Origin of the sequence: Frigoribacterium sp. PhB118, from assembly GCF_003751725.1 — a bacterium.
In the GTDB taxonomy this organism is placed as follows: domain Bacteria; phylum Actinomycetota; class Actinomycetes; order Actinomycetales; family Microbacteriaceae; genus Frigoribacterium.
The window spans coordinates 417,389-436,823 of sequence record NZ_RKID01000002.1; the positions used below are offsets into that span (position 1 = coordinate 417,389).

The 19,435-nt window shown below is 70.0% G+C and carries 22 protein-coding genes and 1 tRNA gene; 5 read left to right on the forward strand and 18 right to left on the reverse strand.

The genetic code is table 11. From position 1 onward, the window contains the following. Nucleotides 1-105 precede the first annotated feature (105 nt). The 3 genes from EDF21_RS09010 to EDF21_RS09015 are packed head-to-tail and all read left to right on the forward strand — an operon-like array spanning nucleotide 106 to nucleotide 1,681. Nucleotides 106-882 carry a class E sortase gene (locus EDF21_RS09010; protein ID WP_123571111.1) on the forward strand — a complete coding sequence of 259 codons (777 nt, stop codon included), beginning with the start codon at nucleotides 106-108 and terminating at the stop codon, nucleotides 880-882. Between the two features lie 2 nt (nucleotides 883-884). Next, nucleotides 885-1,046: a hypothetical protein gene (locus EDF21_RS16875; RefSeq protein ID WP_173154031.1), complete on the forward strand. Its 162-nt coding sequence runs from the start codon at nucleotides 885-887 to the stop codon at nucleotides 1,044-1,046. Beyond that, complete coding sequence (locus EDF21_RS09015) at nucleotides 1,043-1,681, forward strand: aminodeoxychorismate/anthranilate synthase component II (RefSeq protein WP_123571112.1); 639 nt, start codon at nucleotides 1,043-1,045, stop codon at nucleotides 1,679-1,681. Before EDF21_RS16875 ends, EDF21_RS09015 begins: the two co-directional genes overlap by 4 nt. A gap of 117 nt (nucleotides 1,682-1,798) precedes the next feature. Here the strand turns inward: EDF21_RS09015 and pknB are convergent, their stop codons facing one another. From pknB to EDF21_RS09050, 7 genes are all read right to left on the reverse strand, one after another. Next, nucleotides 1,799-3,505: a Stk1 family PASTA domain-containing Ser/Thr kinase gene (pknB, locus tag EDF21_RS09020; protein WP_123571113.1), complete on the reverse strand. Its 1,707-nt coding sequence runs from the start codon at nucleotides 3,503-3,505 to the stop codon at nucleotides 1,799-1,801. A 156-nt stretch (nucleotides 3,506-3,661) separates the two neighbouring features. After that, nucleotides 3,662-5,440 (reverse strand): protein kinase, encoded by a 1,779-nt coding sequence (locus EDF21_RS17065; RefSeq protein WP_123571114.1) that lies wholly within the window; start codon nucleotides 5,438-5,440, stop codon nucleotides 3,662-3,664. After that, nucleotides 5,437-6,912 carry a penicillin-binding protein 2 gene (locus tag EDF21_RS09030; protein ID WP_123571115.1) on the reverse strand — a complete coding sequence of 492 codons (1,476 nt, stop codon included), beginning with the start codon at nucleotides 6,910-6,912 and terminating at the stop codon, nucleotides 5,437-5,439. The genes EDF21_RS17065 and EDF21_RS09030 overlap by 4 nt, the downstream gene beginning before the upstream one ends. Next, on the reverse strand, nucleotides 6,912-8,267 hold the full coding sequence (locus EDF21_RS09035; RefSeq protein WP_043595278.1) for an FtsW/RodA/SpoVE family cell cycle protein: 1,356 nt from the start codon (nucleotides 8,265-8,267) through the stop codon (nucleotides 6,912-6,914). The genes EDF21_RS09030 and EDF21_RS09035 overlap by 1 nt, the downstream gene beginning before the upstream one ends. Before the next feature lie 85 nt (nucleotides 8,268-8,352). Further along, a complete protein-coding gene (locus EDF21_RS09040) occupies nucleotides 8,353-9,600 on the reverse strand; it encodes a PP2C family serine/threonine-protein phosphatase (protein ID WP_043595276.1) in 1,248 nt (415 codons plus the stop codon). Between the two features lie 6 nt (nucleotides 9,601-9,606). Continuing rightward, a complete protein-coding gene (locus EDF21_RS09045; RefSeq protein WP_043595274.1) occupies nucleotides 9,607-10,128 on the reverse strand; it encodes an FHA domain-containing protein in 522 nt (173 codons plus the stop codon). Beyond that, nucleotides 10,125-10,838, reverse strand: a complete 714-nt coding sequence (locus tag EDF21_RS09050) for a DUF3662 and FHA domain-containing protein (protein WP_123571116.1) — start codon at nucleotides 10,836-10,838, stop codon at nucleotides 10,125-10,127. Before EDF21_RS09050 ends, EDF21_RS09045 begins: the two co-directional genes overlap by 4 nt. A gap of 108 nt (nucleotides 10,839-10,946) precedes the next feature. On the opposite strand from EDF21_RS09050, the gene EDF21_RS09055 reads away from it, so the two are divergent. Next, nucleotides 10,947-11,030: transfer RNA gene (locus EDF21_RS09055), tRNA-Leu, on the forward strand. Nucleotides 11,031-11,124: 94 nt separating this feature from the next. Next, nucleotides 11,125-11,724: a hypothetical protein gene (locus EDF21_RS09060; RefSeq protein ID WP_123571117.1), complete on the forward strand. Its 600-nt coding sequence runs from the start codon at nucleotides 11,125-11,127 to the stop codon at nucleotides 11,722-11,724. 32 nt (nucleotides 11,725-11,756) lie between these two features. On the opposite strand, the gene EDF21_RS09065 is transcribed toward EDF21_RS09060, so the two are convergent. From EDF21_RS09065 to EDF21_RS09115, 11 genes are all read right to left on the reverse strand, one after another. Beyond that, the gene (locus EDF21_RS09065) at nucleotides 11,757-12,215 is read right to left on the reverse strand and encodes a hypothetical protein (RefSeq protein ID WP_056228025.1); all 459 of its coding nucleotides are present in this window, start codon (nucleotides 12,213-12,215) and stop codon (nucleotides 11,757-11,759) included. Beyond that, complete coding sequence (locus EDF21_RS16510; protein WP_148053678.1) at nucleotides 12,212-12,703, reverse strand: hypothetical protein; 492 nt, start codon at nucleotides 12,701-12,703, stop codon at nucleotides 12,212-12,214. The genes EDF21_RS09065 and EDF21_RS16510 overlap by 4 nt, the downstream gene beginning before the upstream one ends. Further along, complete coding sequence (locus tag EDF21_RS09075) at nucleotides 12,700-13,173, reverse strand: hypothetical protein (protein ID WP_137846901.1); 474 nt, start codon at nucleotides 13,171-13,173, stop codon at nucleotides 12,700-12,702. Before EDF21_RS09075 ends, EDF21_RS16510 begins: the two co-directional genes overlap by 4 nt. A 224-nt stretch (nucleotides 13,174-13,397) precedes the next feature. Continuing rightward, a complete protein-coding gene (locus EDF21_RS09080) occupies nucleotides 13,398-13,922 on the reverse strand; it encodes a T6SS immunity protein Tdi1 domain-containing protein (protein WP_148053679.1) in 525 nt (174 codons plus the stop codon). Between the two features lie 54 nt (nucleotides 13,923-13,976). Then, the gene (locus EDF21_RS09085) at nucleotides 13,977-14,459 is read right to left on the reverse strand and encodes a hypothetical protein (protein ID WP_137846903.1); all 483 of its coding nucleotides are present in this window, start codon (nucleotides 14,457-14,459) and stop codon (nucleotides 13,977-13,979) included. Further along, nucleotides 14,449-16,890 (reverse strand): DNA/RNA non-specific endonuclease, encoded by a 2,442-nt coding sequence (locus tag EDF21_RS09090; RefSeq protein WP_123571120.1) that lies wholly within the window; start codon nucleotides 16,888-16,890, stop codon nucleotides 14,449-14,451. The genes EDF21_RS09085 and EDF21_RS09090 overlap by 11 nt, the downstream gene beginning before the upstream one ends. After that, nucleotides 16,890-17,246 (reverse strand): DUF6507 family protein, encoded by a 357-nt coding sequence (locus EDF21_RS09095; protein WP_123571121.1) that lies wholly within the window; start codon nucleotides 17,244-17,246, stop codon nucleotides 16,890-16,892. Before EDF21_RS09095 ends, EDF21_RS09090 begins: the two co-directional genes overlap by 1 nt. Beyond that, nucleotides 17,243-17,617 carry a hypothetical protein gene (locus EDF21_RS09100; RefSeq protein ID WP_148053680.1) on the reverse strand — a complete coding sequence of 125 codons (375 nt, stop codon included), beginning with the start codon at nucleotides 17,615-17,617 and terminating at the stop codon, nucleotides 17,243-17,245. The genes EDF21_RS09095 and EDF21_RS09100 overlap by 4 nt, the downstream gene beginning before the upstream one ends. 4 nt (nucleotides 17,618-17,621) lie before the next feature. Continuing rightward, the gene (locus EDF21_RS09105; RefSeq protein WP_123571123.1) at nucleotides 17,622-18,713 is read right to left on the reverse strand and encodes a DUF6177 family protein; all 1,092 of its coding nucleotides are present in this window, start codon (nucleotides 18,711-18,713) and stop codon (nucleotides 17,622-17,624) included. A gap of 9 nt (nucleotides 18,714-18,722) precedes the next feature. Continuing rightward, nucleotides 18,723-19,031: a pore-forming ESAT-6 family protein gene (locus tag EDF21_RS09110; RefSeq protein ID WP_043595262.1), complete on the reverse strand. Its 309-nt coding sequence runs from the start codon at nucleotides 19,029-19,031 to the stop codon at nucleotides 18,723-18,725. 12 nt (nucleotides 19,032-19,043) lie between these two features. Continuing rightward, nucleotides 19,044-19,385, reverse strand: coding sequence for a WXG100 family type VII secretion target (locus EDF21_RS09115; protein WP_307785006.1), 342 nt, complete (start codon nucleotides 19,383-19,385; stop codon nucleotides 19,044-19,046). Between the last annotated feature and the right edge of the window lie 50 nt (nucleotides 19,386-19,435).

A 19,435-nucleotide genomic window follows, 5' to 3' on the forward strand; every position in this document is an offset into this window, starting at 1 on the left:
ACGTCCGTCCCCGGGTACGCCCGCGTTCTCCACATGCTCTCCACACGTTGTCCACCGGTGGTCGCCACAGTCTCCGGGGGAGCGGAGCCCGCCTAGAATCGAGTCATGACGGACCACGGGGGCGAGGCCCAGCTCTCGAGACGCACGAAGCGTCGCCGTCGATCCCGCGCCTCCTTCGTCAGCGTCCTCGGAGAACTGCTCATCACGGCCGGCGTCCTGGTGCTGCTCTTCATCGGGTGGCAGCAGTGGTTCAACGACCTCGTCGTCGCCGACGCCCACAAGGGCGAGGCGGCACGGCTGAGCGAGCAGTTCGACCAGGCGGCGACTGCGGCCCCCGAGCCGTCGTCCGACGGCTCGTACGGTGAGCCGCCCGTGGGGGCGGCGCCCAGCGAGGCCGAGGAGTTCGCCAACTTCTACGTCCCACGGTTCGGCGCCGACTACGCGGTCCCGATCGCCGGGGGGACGAGCACCGTGCGAACACTCAACAAGATCGGCATCGGCCACTACGACGAGACGCAGATGCCCGGCCAGGTCGGCAACTTCGGCATCGCCGCCCACCGGACCACCTACGGGGCGCCGTTCAACGAGATCGCCGACCTGCAAGAGGGCGACAAGATGTACGTCCAGACCCAGGACGGTTGGTTCACGTACTCGTTCCGCAACCTGCAGTACGTCCAGGCCACGCAGGTCTCGGTGCTGCAGCAGGTGCCCGACGCTCCCGACGTGTCGGCGACCTCGGGCGACCGCCTGATCACCCTGACGAGTTGCAATCCGATGTTCACCGCCCAAGAACGCATCGTCGCCTACGGTGTGTTCGACTCGTGGCAGCCGCTGTCGGCCGGCGCACCCGCCGAGCTCGCCGCTGCCGGAATCGGAGGCTGACTTTGTACGCCGCCCTCTGGCGCATCCTGCCCGGACCCTGGTGGGTCAGGCTCGTGCTCGTGCTCGTCCTGATCGCCGCCGTGCTGTTCGCCCTCGTCGAGTGGGTCTTCCCCTACGTCAACGAACTCCTGCCCACCCCCGACGTCACCGTGGAGCAACCATGACGCGCATCCTCGTCCTCGACAACTACGACAGCTTCGTCTACACGCTGAACGGGTACCTGCAGCAGTTGGGCGCCGAGACGGACGTCGTGCGCAACGACGCGTTCGACGCGGCCGACACCGCCGACCGCATCGCCGAGTACGACGCCGTGCTGCTGTCGCCCGGCCCGGGGACCCCCGCGGCCGCCGGCGTCTCCATCGACGTCGTGCACGCCGCCCTGGCGGCCGACAAGCCGCTGCTGGGCGTCTGCCTCGGGCACCAGGCCATCGCCGAGGCGCTAGGGGCCACCGTGACGCACGCCGACGAACTGATGCACGGCAAGACGTCGAAGGTCGAACACGACGACAGCGCGTTCTACGACGGGGTCCCGCAGCCGTTCACCGCGACGCGGTACCACTCGCTCGCCGTGGTGGACGAGACGGTGCCCGAGACGCTCGAGGTGACCTCGCGCACCACGGGCGGCGTCATCATGGGCCTCCAGCACCGTTCCGCGCCGGTCTACGGCGTGCAGTTCCACCCCGAGTCGGTGCTGACCCAGGGCGGCTACCAGATGATCGGCAACTGGTTGTCGGTCGCCGGCTTGCCGGGGGCAGCCGTGACGGCCCGGGGGCTCGACCCGCTCGTCGACCTGGGCTGAACGTCCGAGCCCGTCGTCCGTACATCGAAGTCCGAGCGTCGTGCTCCCGGCGTCTCGCTCCGAGCGTCGAACTGGCTTCGTCGGACCTCGGCGTCCCTCCGTGGCTTTTGCGAGGGCTCAGCCGGTGCAGATGCGCAGGGTGACCGCCGAGCCCTGAGCCACGTCGCCGGGCGGGACGCTCATGCCCGACACCGTCTCACCGGTGCAGCCGGGGTCGGCCTGCGGGGTGACCGCCAGACCGAGCTGGTCGCGCAGGGTCGTGATGGCTTCTTCTGAGGGCTGGCGGGTGACGTCGGGAAGCTGCACGAGACCGTTGGACACCACGATGTCGACACCCGAGCCGAGGGCGACCTGCGCAGCCGCTGCCGGATCGGACGAGAGGACGGACCCCTCGGGAACGGTGGGCGAGTAGTCGGAGCTCTGCTGGCCCCGTTCGAGACCAGCATCGGTGATGGCCTGCCAAGCGGCGTCGACGGTCTGACCGGTGACCGACGGCATGGCGACGAGTTGGGGCCCCGACGAGACGGTCACCGTGACGGCGAATTCTTTCGGGACGGACGTGCCGGGCTCCGGATCGGTCGACACGATGTCGCCGGCGTCGATCGTCGGGCTGGTGGCGTCGGCACGGACGACCGTCAGGCCCAGGTCGTCGAGGCGGGCGGACCCGGTCTCGAAGCTGACCCCGACGAGGTCGGGGATGCGGGACGACTGGGCGTTGTCGACGGTGGGAGGCGTCAGGTTGACCACCCAAAAGACGACGGCGACGATGACGACGGCCACGAGCACGATGCCCGCCCAGATCCAGGCGACGGGCGGCCGGGTCTGCGTTCGTTGGGGCCGTCCGGTGTCGTCCGACTGCAGTTCTTTCAGCGCGGCCTCGCTGCCCGCATTCGCGTGCGGGTTGACGCCGAAGAGCGTGGAGCCGGCGTCGACCGCGTGCGGCCGGCGGGCCGGAGCACGACCGGCGCCCGCGGCTTCGAGATCGTCGCGGAACTCGGCGGCGCTCTGGAAGCGGTCGAAGCGGTCTTTGGTGAGCGCGTGCAGGACGACGGCGTCGAGCGCCGGACTGACCTGTCGCTCGAGCGTGCTCGGGGGGACGGGAGGCTCGCTGACGTGACGGTAGGCGACCGCGACGGCGCTGTCGCCGGTGAAGGGCGGCTTGCCCGTGAGCAACTCGAAGAGCATGACGCCGGTCGAGTAGAGGTCGGTGCGGGCGTCGACGGTCTCGCCGCGCGCCTGCTCGGGGCTGAAGTACTGCGCGGTGCCGAGGATGGCCGTCGTCTGCGCGACGGTGGCCGCCGAGTCGCTGATGGCGCGGGCGATGCCGAAGTCCATCACCTTGACCTGGCCCGAGTTGGTCAACATGACGTTGCCGGGCTTGATGTCGCGGTGGACCACGCCCGCCCGGTGCGAGTACTCGAGGGCCGTCAGCACGCCCGAGGTGACCCGCACGGCCTCGTCGGGGTCGAGTGGGCCTTCGGCGACGATGTCCTTGAGCAGACGCCCCTCGACGTACTCCATGACGATGAAGGGGACGACCACGTCGAGCCCGCGGCGGTCGCGGACGACCTCTTCGCCGGCGTCGAAGACCCGGACGATGGTCGGGTGGGCCATGCGGGCGGCGGCCTGGGCCTCTTGGCGGAACCTCGACCGGAAGGCCGGATCGGTCGCGAGGCTGGGCTTCATCAGCTTGACGGCGATCTTGCGGCCGAGTCGGGCGTCGGTGCCGACGTGGACGTCGGCCATGCCACCGCGGCCGATCAGGTCACCGATCTGGTACCGGTTGGCGAGGAGATGGATGCTCTCTCTCACACCTTCAGCCACGCCTGTTCTCCCAACGACCCACCCCTGTCTGGCGACACGGTCGGAGCCAGTGTACCGGGGCGGTAGCCCCCGGACTGGGTACGGACCTAGGCCGAAGGGATGATTGTCAGGGCTTCGTGACCCCGGTCGTCTGCACGACCGGGGTCACGATCGGACCTACTGAGGGTCGGTGCCCTCCGAGGGGCTCGGGGCCGGTGACGTGGCCGGGGCCGTCACCGTGATGGTGACTCCCGGCGACGGCTCGGACGCGATCTGACCGCAGTTGGCCACGTAGCTGACCGTGAGGTTGCCGGCAGCCGAGGCGGTCACCGTGAGGGACGTCGCGTTGGCACCGAGGCCCCCGGCCGACTGACCCGAGGTGTCGGTCCCGCCGGTGATCGTGTACGAGTAACCCGTCAGCGAGTAACCGGTCGGGCACCCCGTGTAGGCGGGCCAGTTGATGGTGGCGGTGTCGCCGGCCTCGATCTGGCCCGGGGTGGCGGTGGGCGTCGAGGGCTGGGCAGGGGTCGGGGCCGCGCGGTAGATGTAGATCGTCACCGACGAGCCCTTCTCGAGGGCACCCGTCGGGTCGATGCTGGCGACGGTGCCGACCTGGTCGGGGCTCGGAGCGCTCGACCCGGCGTCGGCCGAGTCGACCTGCAGGCCGAGTTCTTCGAGGGAGGCGCGGGCAGCGGCCTCGGTCAGCCCCACGTAGTCGCCCGAGGACACCGTCACGGACGTCGGGGTCGGGGTCGGCGTCGGAGTCGTCCGGGTCGGCGTCGGCGTGCTGCTCGAGGTCGTCGGCGCGGGTGCGGGATCGTCGGTGTTGCCGACCGCGAAGACGATGCCGACGACGAGGGCGATGACGGCCAGGACGGCGAGGACGATCAGCGGCCAGAACCACGGACTGCGCTTCTTCTCGTCGGGTTCGTCGTCGCCGTCGCGCAGGGCGTCGGGATCGGCCGAACCGGCCACGTAGCCCGCGGCAGCACCGCCGGCGGCGCTCTGGGCCCGGGTGGCCATCGGATCGAACAGTTGCGTCGTGGCGTCCTGGGCGTTGAAGGCCTGGGTCGCCGTGTCGGCGGGCGTGGCGGCGACGGCGCTGATCGCCGGGACGGCGACGGTCGCGGCGGCCACGTCGCCGCGGCGGAGGGCCCGAGCGGCCTGGGCGAGGGCTGAGGCCGTCGCCGGCCGTTCGCCCGGCTTCTTGGCGATGCAGGACAGGACGAGACGACGAACGGGTTCGGAGACCGTCGACGGGAGGTCGGGCGGCTGTTCGTTGATCTGTGCCATCGCGATGGCGACCTGGGACTCGCCCGTGAACGGTCGACGACCGGCCAGGGCCTCGTAGGCGACGATGCCGAGCGAGTAGATGTCGGTGCTGGGGGACGCCGGGTGGCCGCTCGCCTGCTCGGGCGAGAGGTACTGCACGGTGCCCATGACCTGGCCCGTGGCCGTCAGCGGAACCTGGTCGGCGATGCGTGCGATGCCGAAGTCGGTGATCTTCACCCGGCCGTCCGGGGTGACGAGCAGGTTGCCGGGCTTGATGTCGCGGTGCACGAGACCTGCGGCGTGGGCGGCCTGGAGGGCCGAGGCGGTCTGCGCGACGATGTCCAGGACCTTGTCGGTCGGCAGGACGCGGTCGCGCTCGAGGACCGTCGACATGGCCTCGCCGGGGACGAGCTCCATCACCAGGTAGGCGCTGCCCTCTTCTTCGCCGTAGTCGAAGACGTTCGCGATGCCCTCGTGGTTGACCAGGGCCGCGTGACGGGCCTCGGCACGGAAGCGCTCGAGGAATCCGGGATCGCCCAGGTACTCGTCCTTGAGGATCTTGATGGCGACCGTGCGGCCGATGACGAGGTCGGTGGCTTCCCAGACCTCGCCCATGCCGCCGATGGCGACTCGGGTCGACAGCTGGTAACGCCCACCGAAGGTGACTCCGCCGGATGGTCTCATTTGTTCAGCACCGCCTCTAGTACTTTCTTCGCGATCGGTGACGCGACACTGTTGCCGAATGCGGACTGGCCCTGTCCGCCGCCGTTCTCGACGACGACCGCGACCGCGACCTCGGGGTCAGCAGCAGGCGCGAACCCGGTGAACCAGAGGGTGTACGGCTCGCCGGGGCCGTTCTCGGCCGTTCCTGTCTTGCCGGCGACGTCGACGCCGTCAATTCTTGCATTGCTCGCCGCACCGTTCGCGACGTCCTGCACCATCATGTCGGTCATCGTGGCCGCAGTCTGGGAGCTGATGGGCTTGCCGTACTCCGAGGGCGAGAAATCCTCGACCGGGCTCAGGTCGGGGTTCAGGACGCTCTGGATTAAGGTCGGGTTCATCTCGGTGCCGCCGTTGGCGATGGCGGACGAGACCATGGCCATCTGCAGGGGCGTCACGCGGTCGGAGCCCTGCCCGAAGGACTGCAGCATGAGGGTGGCGTCGTTGATGGCCTGGCCCTTGGAGTCCTCGATAGGGAACTGGCTCGGTGTGACGGCCTGGGGGACGCCGATGGAGTCGTCGCCGAAGCCGAACTTCTCGGCCTGATCCTGGAGGGCCTTGGCACCGAGGGCCTGGCCGAGCTGCGCCATGGGGATGTTGCACGACAGGCGGAGGGCCGTCGCGATGGTGGCCGTCTCGCCGCCGCCGCAGCTCCCGCCCTCGGCGTTGTTGATGTTCGTGCTGGTGCCGGGCAGCGTCAGGGTCGACGGGTTGGGGAAGGCGCTGTCGGGCGTGTAGTCGCCGCTCTCGAGCGCAGCCGCCGTCGTGATCAGCTTGAAGGTCGACCCCGGTGCGTACAGGTCGCCCTGGATCGCCCGGTTCTGCAGCGGAGCCGAGGGGTCGGCGATCAGCGAGTCGTAGGCGTCGGTGACGGTCTGACGGTCGTGGCTGGCGAGCGGGTTGGGGTCGTAGCTGGGCTTCGAGACCATCGCGAGGATCTTGCCGGTCTTCGGGTCCATCGCGACGACCGAGCCCGAGTTCGAGCCGAGGGCGTCGTAGGCCGCCTGCTGGACGGTGGGGTCGAGGGTGAGGTTGACCGTGGCCCCCTCGGGGTCCTGACCCGTGAGCAGCGAGTTGACCTGGTCGAAGAACTGCGAGTTCGCGTTGCCCGTGAGGTACCGGTTCATGGCGTCCTCGATGCCTCGGGATCCCTGACCCAGCGTGTAGTAGCCGGCGACGGGTGCGTAGAGGTCGGGCTGCGAGTAGGTGCGCTGGAACTCGTACTGGTCGTCGACGGGGGTCGACTGCGCGATCGCCTGGCCGCCGACCAGGATGGGACCGCGCTGCGCCGAGTAGCTGGCGAGCAGGGCCCGCGAGTTGCGGGCGTCGGCGTTCAGCGCGTCGGCCTGGAACGCCGTGATGTAGGTCGTCGAGAGGAAGAGCGCGACGAACATGGCGAGCACCACGTAGCTCACGCGTCGGAGTTCTTTGTTCATCAGCCGATCACCAGCCTCGGTTGGTTGCGCACGGAGTCGGACAGTCGCAGCAGCAGGGCCACGATGATCCAGTTGGCCACGAGCGACGAGCCGCCCGCGGCGAGGAAGGGAGCGGTGAGGCCCGTGAGCGGGATCACCCTCGTCACGCCACCCATGACCACGAAGACCTGCAGGGCCACGACGAAGGCGACGCCGACCCCGAGCATGCGACCGAAGTCGTCCTGACCCACGAAGCCGATGCGGAACCCGCGGGAGACGAGCAGGAGGTAGAGCGCCAGGATGGCGAAGAGCCCGGTGAGGCCGAGTTCTTCGCCGAGCGACGCGAAGATGTAGTCGCTCTCGGCGAGCGGGGTGGTCTGCGGACGGCCCTGACCGAGCCCCGTGCCGATCAGTCCGCCGTTCGCCAGGCCGAACAGACCCTGCACGAGCTGGAAGGACCCGCCGACGGCGTCGTACTCGGACTGGGCGAAGGGGTTGAGCCAGGCGGCGAAACGGCCCTGCACGTAGCCCAGGAAGGTGCTGGCGATCAGGGCCCCTCCGAGGAACAGGCCGACGCCGAGCACGATCCAGCTCGCGCGCCCCGTGCCCACGTAGATCATGACGAGGAACAGCCCGAAGTAGAGCAACGAGGTGCCGAGGTCGCGCTGGAAGATCAGGACGCCCATGGCGACGAGCCAGACGATGAGGATCGGCCCGAGGTCGCGTGGTCGCGGGAACCGCATGCCCAGGATCTTCGGCCCCATGAGCGAGAGGTTGTCGCGGGCGGTGACGAGGTAGCCGGCGAAGAAGATGGCCAGCGTGATCTTGGCGATCTCGCCCGGCTGGAACGAGAACGGTCCGATGTCGATCCAGACGCGGGCGTTCAGCCCCTCGCGGCCGATGCCCGGCAGGAGGGGCAGCAGCAGCAGCACGATCGACACGAACATCGCGATGTAGCGGTACCGCGAGAGCACCCGGTAGTTGCGGATCACGAGAAGCACGGCGAGGGCGATCACCATCGCGAGGACGGTCCAGACCATCTGCTTGATGCCCAGCGCGCCCCAGCCCTCACGCCCCTCGGCCAGGTCGAGGCGGTAGATCATCGCGATGCCGATGCCGTTCAGGGTGACGGCGATCGGCATGACGAACGGGTCGGCCTCGCGGGCGACGACCCGCAGGACGACGTGGAAGATCAGGGCCAGGCCGAGCACCATCGAGCCGGCGATCAGCACGGTCGGGTCGACCTCGCCGGTCGCACCGAGCTGGACCAGCACCATCGCTCCGGCGGCGACGCCGCAGGCGATCAGCAGCATGAGCAGTTCGAGGTTGCGGAGGCGCGCGGGTTCGCGCAGGCGCAGCGAGATCGCCTGCGTCATGTTCGTGGGACGCGACGCCTTCGCGGACGGCTTGCGCGCGCCTCCTACGCGACCGATGACCTCGGTCGCGTCACCACCGGGTGCGTCAGGGGTTGCTGGCATCGGCCAACCTCTCGACGATGGCCCGGGCGTCCGCGAGGGAACCGGCGTTGATGGTGTCTTCGACGGTGGTCTGCGTGTAGTTCGGCAGGTCGTCGACCTGGACGTCGGTGGTCTCGTAGACGCTCGAGAGGCCGATGGGCCCGAGGCTCTGTTGCACGCCCTTGTAGATGACGACCGTGCCCCGCTCTTCGCCCACGTAGTAGTGGTCTTGCGTCCACTGGTAGGTCAGCACGAGCCCGGCGACGAGCGCGGCGATCGCGACGACGAGGGCGGTCAGCCAGGTGATGCGGCGACGGCGACGGCGACGTTTGTCTTCGGCGATGAGCTCGGCGAGGTACTCGTCGCTCTCGGGCTCGAAGTGGCTGTCTTCCGGCGTCGTGGCGACCTTGAGCGGGTGCAGCAGGATCGTCGGCAGACGGAGCTGCTTGCGCCCGGCATCGCTGTCGAAGCTGAGGGGTGCGGCGGCCGACCCGACCGTGACGGGTTCGTCGAGTGCCGAGTCGCCCGACTCGTCGACGTCGACGATGACGACGGTCACGTTGTCGGGGGCGCCGTGGTCGAGGGTCTCCTTCACGAGACGCCGGGCCGTCTGCTCGGCGTCGAGACCCATGGCCATGGCCTTCTTGATGCGCTCCTCGGCGAGGTAGCTGCTGAGGCCGTCCGAGCAGATCAGCCAGCGGTCGCCGGGCTGCGTGCCGAGGGTCGCCGTGTCGATCTCGGGTGCCGCGTCGACGTCGCCGAGCACGCGCATCAGCACGCTGCGTCGGGGGTGGACCGCCGCTTCTTCGGGCGTGATGCGACCGCTGTCGACCAGGCGCTGCACGAAGGTGTGGTCGGCGGTGATCTGGCTGAGCTCGCCCTCGCGGAACAGGTAGATGCGCGAGTCACCGATGTGGGCGATCGCCATGCTGTCACCGACGCGCAGCATGGCGCTGACGGTGGTGCCCATGCCGGTGAGCTCTTGGTGTTCGAAGACGGTCTCGGCCAGCAACTGGTTCGCGGCGATCAACGACGACTGCAGCGCGAACTCGGCGTCACCCGGCGAGGTGTAGACGCGGTCGGTCTCGCGGATCCGTCGGATCGCGATGGCCGAGGCCACGTCGCCGCCCGCGTGCCCGCCCATGCCGTCGGCGACGACGAAGAGTTGCGTGCCGGCGTAGCCGCTGTCTTGGTTGTTGGACCGGATCTTGCCCACGTTGGACAGAGCGGCACTCTTGGCGTGCGTCGTCATGAGGGCCTACCGCCGGAGCTCGAAGCTCGTCTGCCCGATCGTCACGGTCGCGCCCGTGGGCACGGGGGTGGGGACCGACACGCGCTCACCGGCGAGGAACGTGCCGTTGGTGGAGTCGAGGTCTTGCACGACCCAGCGGCCGTTCCAGAGCATGAGGCGCGCGTGGTGGGTCGAGGTGTAGTCGTCGCGGATCACGAGGTTGCTCTCTTGGGATCGCCCGATGGTGAGCGGCCCGTCGCCGAGGGGCATCTCGAGGCCGGCCTTGGCGCCCTTGGTGATGACCAGGCGCGTGGCGCGCCCGTCACCCTGCGGCGTCGGTGCCGGCGCGGCGGGCGCGGGACGCGGGGCGGGGGCAGGAGGCGCGGTGGCGGTCGAGCTCGCCTTGCCGGGTGTGGCGTCGGCGGGCATCTTGCGCGCCCGCTGCCCGAAGAGGTCGCTCCGCAGCGCGAACACGATCACGAAGACGAACAGCCACAGGACGGCCAGGAAGCCGAAGTGGAGCACCAGCAGGGTGAGGGCTGAGGTCATCGTCGGCCACCCGTGGAGTCGGGCCCGTCGAAGGGGTCGGGCGTCGATGACTGGGGGAGCACGCGGAACACGATACGCGTACGACCGATCTGGATCACCGAATCGGGCTGCAGCGGCGCCTTGGTGAGGGGGTTGCCGTTGAGCTTCGAGCCGTTCGTCGAGCCGAGGTCGCGGACCTGGGCGCGTGACCCGTCCCACAGGATCTCGACGTGCTGACGGGAGGTACCGGTGTCTTGAACGGTGATGTCGGCGTCGCTGCCGCGGCCGATGATCGTGCGGGCACCGCTGAGCTCACGGCGCTTGCCGTCGATCTCGACGAACGGCTTCCACTGCACCTCGCCACGCAGGTTGCGAGAGTCGACCGACATGATGCCGACGCTCAGCGAGTCGTCCTGGCGGAGGCGGATGCCGAGGGGCCCGGCGAACTGGTACCCCTGGGCGGTGGCGTGACGCTGCGTGAGCTGCGTGAGCTCGTCGATCAGGGCCGGACCGATGCCGGACATCTTCTCGTAGTCGATGGGGGCGAGGCGCACCTGGAGCTCGTTGGGCACGAGGATGCGGTCACGCGAGACCACCGCGGCCTTGGTGTCGAGCTCGCGGCGCAGCGCGTTCGTGATCTCGAGTGGTTGCACGCCCGAACGGAACGTCTTGGCGAAGGCACCGTTGACGGCACGCTCCAACCCGCGTTCGAAATTGTCGAGCAGTCCCATGGGTCTCCAGGTTCGGGGTCTCTGGTCGCCCGATCTTAGCCCGAACGAGTGAAAGGTACTCACCGCTGCTCTTCCGGGCCTCTGACGCGTGCTAAAGTCTACGAGTTCGCGCGAGTGGCGGAATTGGCAGACGCGCTGGCTTCAGGTGCCAGTGCTCGAAAGGGCGTGGGGGTTCAAGTCCCCCCTCGCGCACGAACGTGAAGGCTCACCTCCGGGTGGGCCTTCTCTCTTTCCCGGCTCTGGTCCCACCCGTCGCCGTCGGCCCGTGCAGTGGTTGTCTGGTGCGATGAGCCAGCAGGGCGCGGTCGTGTTCGAGTTCGACGAGGTGCTCTTCGACGAGTTCCCGAAGGCCCCGTGGGTGCCCCGCAACCAGCGCATCGTCGTCGACTCCGACCGCCGCGTGGTGGGTCGCCGCGACGGCGTCGTGGTCAGCGTCACCGACCTGCCCCCGGTGTACGCGCACGCCGACATCGGGCCGAGGATCAGCAGCATGCAGTCCTTCGTCACCGTCGGTGACCAGGTCGCGTGGATCGTCCGGACCGTCGAGGGCACGCGGTTCACCTCGTCCGCCGACGACCTCGACGAGGAGGCGCGGCTCGAGATCGCGAGGGACGCCACCCTCCACGGGTTCCTCGACGACCTCGAGTGCATGGTCATCGCCGACCTGTCGGACATGCGATTCGGACAGGACCGCGAACTGACGCGCTGCCATCTCGAGGTGACCCGCGCCTCCGGGGGGCCGGTCACCTGGGCGCTCGTCGTCGAGGGCACGGGGCACCGGATCGAGACGGACACGGTCGAGGCCGCGGAGTTCGTCGGCCGGCAGCTCAACGACATCGCGATCGACGGCGACCCGCTCGCCCTCGAAGCCGTGCTGCCGCTCTGAGGCGTCTCGGCCTGATCAGCCGGTCAGGCCGGTCACGGAGAGCCTCCGGCCGATCGCGAGGCGACGACGGCGGCGAGCCAGCCAGGGATCGCCTCGGCGGGCCGTGGGTACGACTCGAGATCGTCGAGGTAGGCCTGGTCGTCGATCCAGGTGTGAGGAGCGCGGTGGTCGAAGTCGAACGAGGTGCCGAGCTTGCCGGCGGCGGTGACCCGGAAGCGGGCGCTGAACCACGATCCGACGTCGGCTCGGTACATGAGCCGTCGGAGGTCGGAGGCGGCGGCGCCCGCCTCGTCCGTGTCGGGAGTGGACGACTCGTGGCCGGCTTCGTCGAAGAAACCCACGGATGCCACCCGGACGCCTCCGACCTCGGAGAAGTCGAACTCCGCCCGGACGGAGCCTCGAGGCATCATGCGGTGGACGGCGAGACCCACCCGACGGAGGGCATCACGTTCGGTCGGCACGCGGCCACCGCCGTCGTCGTGTTCGCTCATCGCTCGGCCCCGCCGCCACCGTCGGCTCGGCCGGCCAGGTCGTGGCGGGTCGGGGCACCGGCGAGGATGGCGGCGAGCCAGTCGGGGGTGTTCTCGGGGGTGCGGGGGAACTCATCGAAGTCGGCTCGGTAGGCCTCGGCGGCGAAGTGGCCCAGTTCGGGTTCGTTGTCGTAGTCGAATCGCGTGCGGAGCTTCCCTTCCGCCGTGACCGTGAACCAGGCGGTGAACCATGTTCCGGCCCTCGGCCTGTACATGGCCTCTCTGAGTTCACGAGCACGGAGGGTGGAGTCCCTCGTGCCCATGATGGAGTCGTCCGTCCCGTCCGGGCGGTAGAGGCGCTTCTTTCCGGAGGAGACACCACCGACGATGCTGATCTCGGCCTCGATGCGATCGAAGCCCGCTGCGATCTCGCCATGAAGAGCCAGACCGACCCCTCTCAGCGCAGAGCGCCCTTGCTCGAGTCCGGGTGGGTTCTCATGTCGTGTCATGACTCGGGTTCTCCCTTCGGCTCATGTGTGCCACCCCTGCCGACGAGGTCGTGGCGGGTCGGGGCACCGGCGAGGATGGCGGCCAGCCAGTCGGGGGTGTTCTTCGGCGTGCGGGGGAACTCGTCGAAGTCGGCGCGGTACGCCTCGGCGGCGAAAGACCCGAGCTCGGGCTCGTGGTCGTAGTCGTACCTCGCACTGAGCTTCCCCCCGGCGGTGACGGTGAACACGCCCGTGAACCACGTCCCGGCTTCGGGTTTGCTCATGACCCTCCGGAGATCGCGGGCCGCCCGGAAGACGCCACGACCGGACGAGAGAGAGGTCGAGCTGCCGTTTGCGGCATGCAGCTCGATCGTGCCGGCTGTCACTCCGCCGACCACGCTGATCCGGGCGATCACTCGATCGTGGTCGCGCGGGATGACGGCATGGAGCGCTTTGCCGAGGATGCGGAGTGCGTCCCTCTCGGCAGGCATGCCGTGGGGCTCCGAGTCGTGAGCGGACGGCACGGGCCCGAGTACTCCTGAGTCCGCCAGTTCTCTCGAGGTCGTGAGGCATGCCTCGAGGTAGGCATCGGGCGATGTGCCGCCTCCGACGAGGATCAGGGTCCCGCCCGTCGTCGACTGCGCGGTCGCGACCGACAGCCCCACCTCACGTGCAAGTGGATGCGAGCATGCGGCGTCTGTGCCGCTGGCGTGAGTCACGGCAGTGGGCCCGCGACGGAGGAGATCAGGAGGACGTGCTCGCGCATGTCGACGACCTCGAGGGACGCAGCAGATCGTCGGCCTCCGAGGGCGAGCAGCGGGCTGAAACCGAAGCATTCGTCGGAGCGGGGCACCCCGAGACGCTCCCGCGCCTCCGGGAAGGGGCTCCAGTCGAAGTAGTCGGGGTCGGCCAGGAACGACTCGTAGCCGAGGATGACGAGGAGCGTCGAGAGCCTGTTGGCGATGATCCGGCTCGTGCCCCGTCGAAATTCGAGGAGGTGCGCTCGGCCGTCGAGCCAGACGACCAGGTCTCCGAGGGCGGACGACATCAGGGGCGTGGCCGCCGCGAATCGAGGTGCGACCTCGGCGAGGACGTCCTGCCACGCGGTGGGGTCGACGATGCGCAGGTACCCGTCAGCCGTCGCGCCCAGCCCGTGGTCACGCCACAGGGCCACGACGTCGTCGGGAAGACGCTCGACAGCGGCGTCGAGGCTGGCGGAGGACAGTGGAGGCCCTGGCATCAACGGCTGCGTCACGTGACTCCAGCCCTGTTGCGCGAGTCCATGTCTCGACTCTCAGACGGGACCCTCGTCACGGCCGACGAGGTCGTGCCGGGTGGGCGCACCCGCGAGGATCGCGGCGAGCCACTCGGGCGTGTTCTCGGCAGTCCGGGGAAAATCCTCGAAGTCGGCACGATATTCCTCGGCACCGAAGTGACCTAGTTCGGGTTCGTTGTCGTAGTCGTACTGTGCGCTGAGTTTTCCGGCGGCCGTCACGGTGAAGACGGCGGTGAACCACGTGCCTGCCCCTGGCTTGTACATCAGGCGCCTCAGTCGACGAGCCGCTTCGAACGTGCGTCGCGCGGGAGCAGCCGACTCCTGGGAGCCGTCGGCTGCGAAGAGCAACGTCTCGCCGGCCATCACACCCCGAGCCATGCTTGTCTGCATGCGGATGCGGTCGGAACCCGAAGGAATCAGTGCAAGGAGCTGCGAACCCAGTTCTCTCAGTGCATCACGTTCTGCTTCGAGACCCGACTTCACCTTGTCGTCACCGGACATTGTCGTAGAACTCCTGTCGTAGCGGTTGACCGTGAGCCTGGATCTTGACTTGGACACCGGTCGGGACTGTGTTCGTGCCCTCGTACTCCGGAAGCACTTTGAGGTCGGCGGCGCCTCCGTCGGACGCGGTCAGGGCTTGCCGGAGTTCGCGTTCGAGGTTACCGAAGGAGTGGCCCCGGCCGCGATTGACCTCTCGGAGCATCGGCACGATGTTGATCTTCTCGCCGCCGCCGCCGAACATGTTGGCCAGGAGGTGGCCTCCCTCGTACCCGACACCGCCCTCCTTGCCGATGCGCTTCTGCACCGACTCGGACCGGTCGGCATCGCCGAGTTGGAGGTCGTCGAACTCGGCGAGCACCGTGCGGCTGGCGTGGTCCGTGACGTAGACGTGCTTGCCACCGACGACGTAGGTCGTGTCCGCGGCGGGCTGCATGAGGTCGTAGTTCAGGTTGCCCTTGCCGCCGTACTCGGTCTCGACGTGGACGATGCGACCTGTCGCGTCGGTCGAGAACACACCCCGGCCAGGCACCGTGTACGCCGTGTCCGGGGCGAGGACCTGACCGTGGGCGAACGGCTTCTCCTTCGTCGGCAGGTCGGAGCCCGAGACCGTCACGTGGTGCTCGACGGCCGGTGTGGCGTGCGGCGTCGGTTCGGTCGGGGTGGGCGTCCGGTCAGGGCCCGACAGGTCGAGCTCCCCGATGTCCGTGTCATGGCCGCCACCGGCTGACCGGTCAGGGGTTGCACCCGCGCCGTCGACGGGACCGTCGGCCCGACCGGGCTCGTCCGTCCCAGGGCCGTCCGCGCGACCTGCGTCGCTCGTCCCAGGGCCGTCGGCCCGACCTGCATCGCTCGATCCGGCACCGTCGGCCCGACCGGCATCGGACGCCCCGCCGCCGTCGCCACGTTCGAGCAGCGTCGTGCCGCCTGATCCGGGGTCGGCGGCGCGGGCGGCACCGGCGGCCGGGTCGGAGCCGGTGCCACCACCCGCGTGAGCGGACGCGTCGGCGTGCGTGGCGGACGCGGCTCGCGCCTCCTCGGCTGTTCGACCGAGGTCGCCGTAGTCGGCGAAGTCCTCGAGCTTCGACAGCGAGCCGAAGTCGACGGTCTCGCCCGCCTTCAGGTCGCCGGTGAGACCGGAGAACTCGACGTCGGTCATGCGCTCGAGGGCGGCCATCGTGTCGGTCAGACCGTCGAGGTCGTCGAGTTTCGACAGGCCGCCGGCGTGCTCGCCGAACTCCGCGACGAGGTCCTCGACCCGTGACAGGCCCTTCGGCAGGTGCGACGCGTCCTCCGCCACCTCGGCCAGCCGGCCGGTGAGGGTCGCCGCCCGGGCCGCGCCCGACCCGACCTTGAGGCCCGCTCCGACCTGGCCCGCACCCGGGATGAAGAACGAGGCGACGTTCGCCACCGCGAAGGTGCCGGCGGCGACCGGGTCCTCTTCCCACTGCTCGGGCGTGCCGACGATTCCGCCGACCATGCCGTCCATCGTCTGCTTGTAGTTGTCGCGGAGGCCGCGCAGCGATTCCGGTACGGCCGAGTCGGGCAGGTTCGCGAGGGCGGGCGCCACCGGGAAGGCCACCGTGATGGCGAGGGCGCCGAGACCGGTCAGCATGCCGGTCCACGCCTCGCCGGCGAACGACCAGTCGTGCTTCCAGCCGTTCGCGGCGTCGAAGCCGACGAGCGACACGGTGCCCTCGACGAAGCTGGTGCCGAACTCGACGAGTCCGTCGCCGACCGACTCCTGGCACGACCGCTCGCCCTTGCCCTGGGCACCCCACGGGTTGTCCTCGGCGAGGTCGAGCTGCTCACCCGTCACGGCGGTCTGCGGAGCCACGCAGAGGTCGTCACGCAGGGCGTTGACGCCGTTCTCGAACTCGACCCGGGCCGCGTCGATCTTCGCGATCTCGGCGTTGTACTGCGACTGCAGCTCGTTGTTGCGCTCGACCGACGGTGTGTGCTCGTTCCACGGGATGGTCGTCTCGCCCTGGCCCTCGGGCACGATCGGCACCCCGCCGCCGCTCATCTGGCTGGCCTGGAAGAGCGGGTTGTCGGGGTCGTAGAAGTCGAGGGTCACGCCGCCGGCCACCGACGCGCGGAAGGCGTTCGCCTCGGTCACGAGCTCTTTGATGCGCGCGACCGGTGCCGTGACCGACTCGGCGAGCGTCTCGAGGAGGTCGGCCACCGTCGAGAGCTTGCCGGCGACGGCCTCGGCGTCGGTGCGCACCGGGTCCATCGAGGCGAACAACTGCGGCCCCTCGGGTGCGGTGTACGACGCGGACAGCCCCGACCAGTCGGTCATCACGGCCTCGGCGTTCGTCGTGACCGCGGTCGACGTGGTCTTGTAGCCCGCCGCCGCCGACGCGATCGACTCGGGCACGATGTCGAGACCGTAGAACTCGGACGGTGCGATCAGCGACCCCTTCGTGGCCATCAGCGACCCCCCTCGAAGAAGCTGAGGTCGCCCGACTCGGCGGCCTGCACGGCGGCGGACTGCGTCTGCGCGGCCATCTCCTCGTCGCCGTTCACGTAGGCCAGCGTCGCGTCACCCGCCCCGGTCGCGCAGGCGAGGATGCGCGCGTTGATGCCCTGCACACGGTTCGTCTCGGACGAGATCAGGTCGACGACGGCCACGGCCGACGACACGAGGATGTCGCTGCCCACGCCGGCGTTCAGCTCGCCCTGGGCGGTCTCGACGTCGGCGAAGGTGCCCGCGAACGTCTCGGCCGAGCCCTGCACCTTGGTGAGGACGGCCACCACGCCGTCGGGTTCGATGCTCCATGCGGTCATCGGTCGTCTCCTGTCGTCACGAGGGTGCCCTGCACGTCGTCGGCCAGGCGCCGGGCCAGCGCCTGGGTGAGCGGCCCGTCGAAGGGGCCGTAGGCCTCGGTCCACCAGCGGTCGGTGGCGGGGTGGTCGTTCGGTCGGCCCGCGGGGTGGTCCTGGGACGCCGGGTCGGTCACCCGCAGGCCGAGGCCGCGCCGCGCCTCCCGGGGGTCCTCGAGCTGTGTGCTGCGCAGCACGGCCAGGACCAGGCCCTCGCCGGACGCGATCTGGATGCCGCCGCCCTGCCAGAGGCGCCCGGCACCGAGGCCGCCGTCGACGGCCGCGGCCGCGGTCACGACCTCGACGGCCGTCACGGGCTCGGCGGAGAGGATCACGAACTCACGGGGCACGGCGCACCGCCGGGGGGAGGAGGGCGTCGGCGACGACACCCGGGCCGATCGCGTCGAGGGCCGCCGCGAAGCGCTGCCACCGGGTCGCGTCGGCACCGAACGGCACGACGAGCGAGGGGGTGCGGGCGTTGCCGGTCGTGGTCCCGCCGTGTTCGGCGGCGAAGGAGGCCGCGTCGAGCCCCAGGCGCCGCACGGCCCGCGCGCCGACCACCGCGGCGAGGGGCTGCGGCGTCGTCGGCCGGTAGGGCGTGATGGTCGCGTCGGCCGCGCCACGCAGGCTCCACGCCGTCGCCAGCAGCACCTGCTGCTTCTCGGACAGGCTGCGGAGAGCCGAGGAGGCGCGGGTCGCGTCGTCGACGCCGGTCGCCTCGGGCAGCGCGAACAGCAGCCGGGTCTCCTCGGTCAGGCCGGTCTCGCTGCGCGCGATGCGGATCGTGCCGGTCCAGACCGTGCCGTCGGGCGCGGAGCCGGCGACGTGCACCCGGGAGTCCCGCGGCATGCGGGCCCGGGCCAGGGCCGTGATGCGACCGCGGTCCCAGACGGTGGCAGGGGGTTCGGAGGTGCCCCACACGGTGGGCGCGACGCCCGCGACGGCGGTGACCAGCGCCTCCGTCGTCGTGCCGGTCAGGGCCTCGGCCCTCGCCGCGTGGTGCACGGCCACGGAGAACTGCAGCCATGGACGCGTCGTCTCGACCGCCGGCTGGGGCAGGAGGGCGAACTCGTCGGCGGGCGCGGTCGCCCGCGCCGATCCGTCGACCGGGTCGCCGAGGGGATCGAGCAGGGCCTCGTCGTACGACGCCACCCGGGCACCGCCGATGGCGTGGCGCAGGTGGCCGTCGGCGTCCCGCACCAGCCAGGCCCCGGCGACGAGGCGCAGGGCCTGGTAGAGCGCCCAGCTGAGCCGGGCGTCGTCGTGGGTGACGACGACGACGCGGACGCCAGCGCGGCTCGCGTCGGTGAGCAAGGCCTGCCGCCCCGAGGTCAGGCCGACGACGGGGGCGGTGCTGATCGTCGCGATCCACCCCGGCCCGCTCGCGTCGGCGAGCGGGTGGGGCAGGGTCGTCGCCCGTGAGTCGCTCACGGGCCGGGCCTAGATGCCGTCGACGGCGGCCTTGGCCCGCTGCATGGCGGTCTGGGCCGACTCGTCGTTCGACGCGAGCGACTGGCGGAGCGTGTTGATGATCGTGCGCACCTCGGTGGCGACGCGGTTCCAGCGCTGCTCCTTGCCCGCGTACTCCTCGCTGGAGCCGTCGGCCTGGTAGTCCGCCATGGCGGTCTTGACGTCGGAGTCGCGCTGCGTGATGAGCGCCTCGAGGCGGCTGGCGACGGCGTTGAAGTTGTCCTGGGCGTTGCCGGAGGCTCCGAGGTCGAAGTCGCGGCGGTCGGTTGCGTTGGCCATGGTCGTTCCCCCTTATGCGCGCGATCCGCCGAAGCGGGCGCTCTCGAATCCGGCACCGGACTGGGCCGAGGTGGTCTCGTCGGCGATCTGCTGTTCACCCTCGACGAAGGCACGGTTCTGGCCCGTGATGCCGGTCAGCACCGAGGACAGGGCGGCGTTGAGCTCGACGGAGATGCCGTCGACCTCGCCCTTGAAGCGGTCGAAGGCGGCGCGGCCGGCTCCGTTGAAGCGGCCTTCGAGCGGCGCGGCCGCGTCGGCGAGCTGGCGGACGAGCGCGCCGAGGTCGTCGCCGGCCCCGCTCGTCTTCTGGCTCAGTTGCGTGAGGGTCTCGCTCCCCATGGCGAACTTCATCATGTCGTTCTCCCCTTGCTTCGATCTGATGGCGACCCGTCACGGGTCGACTC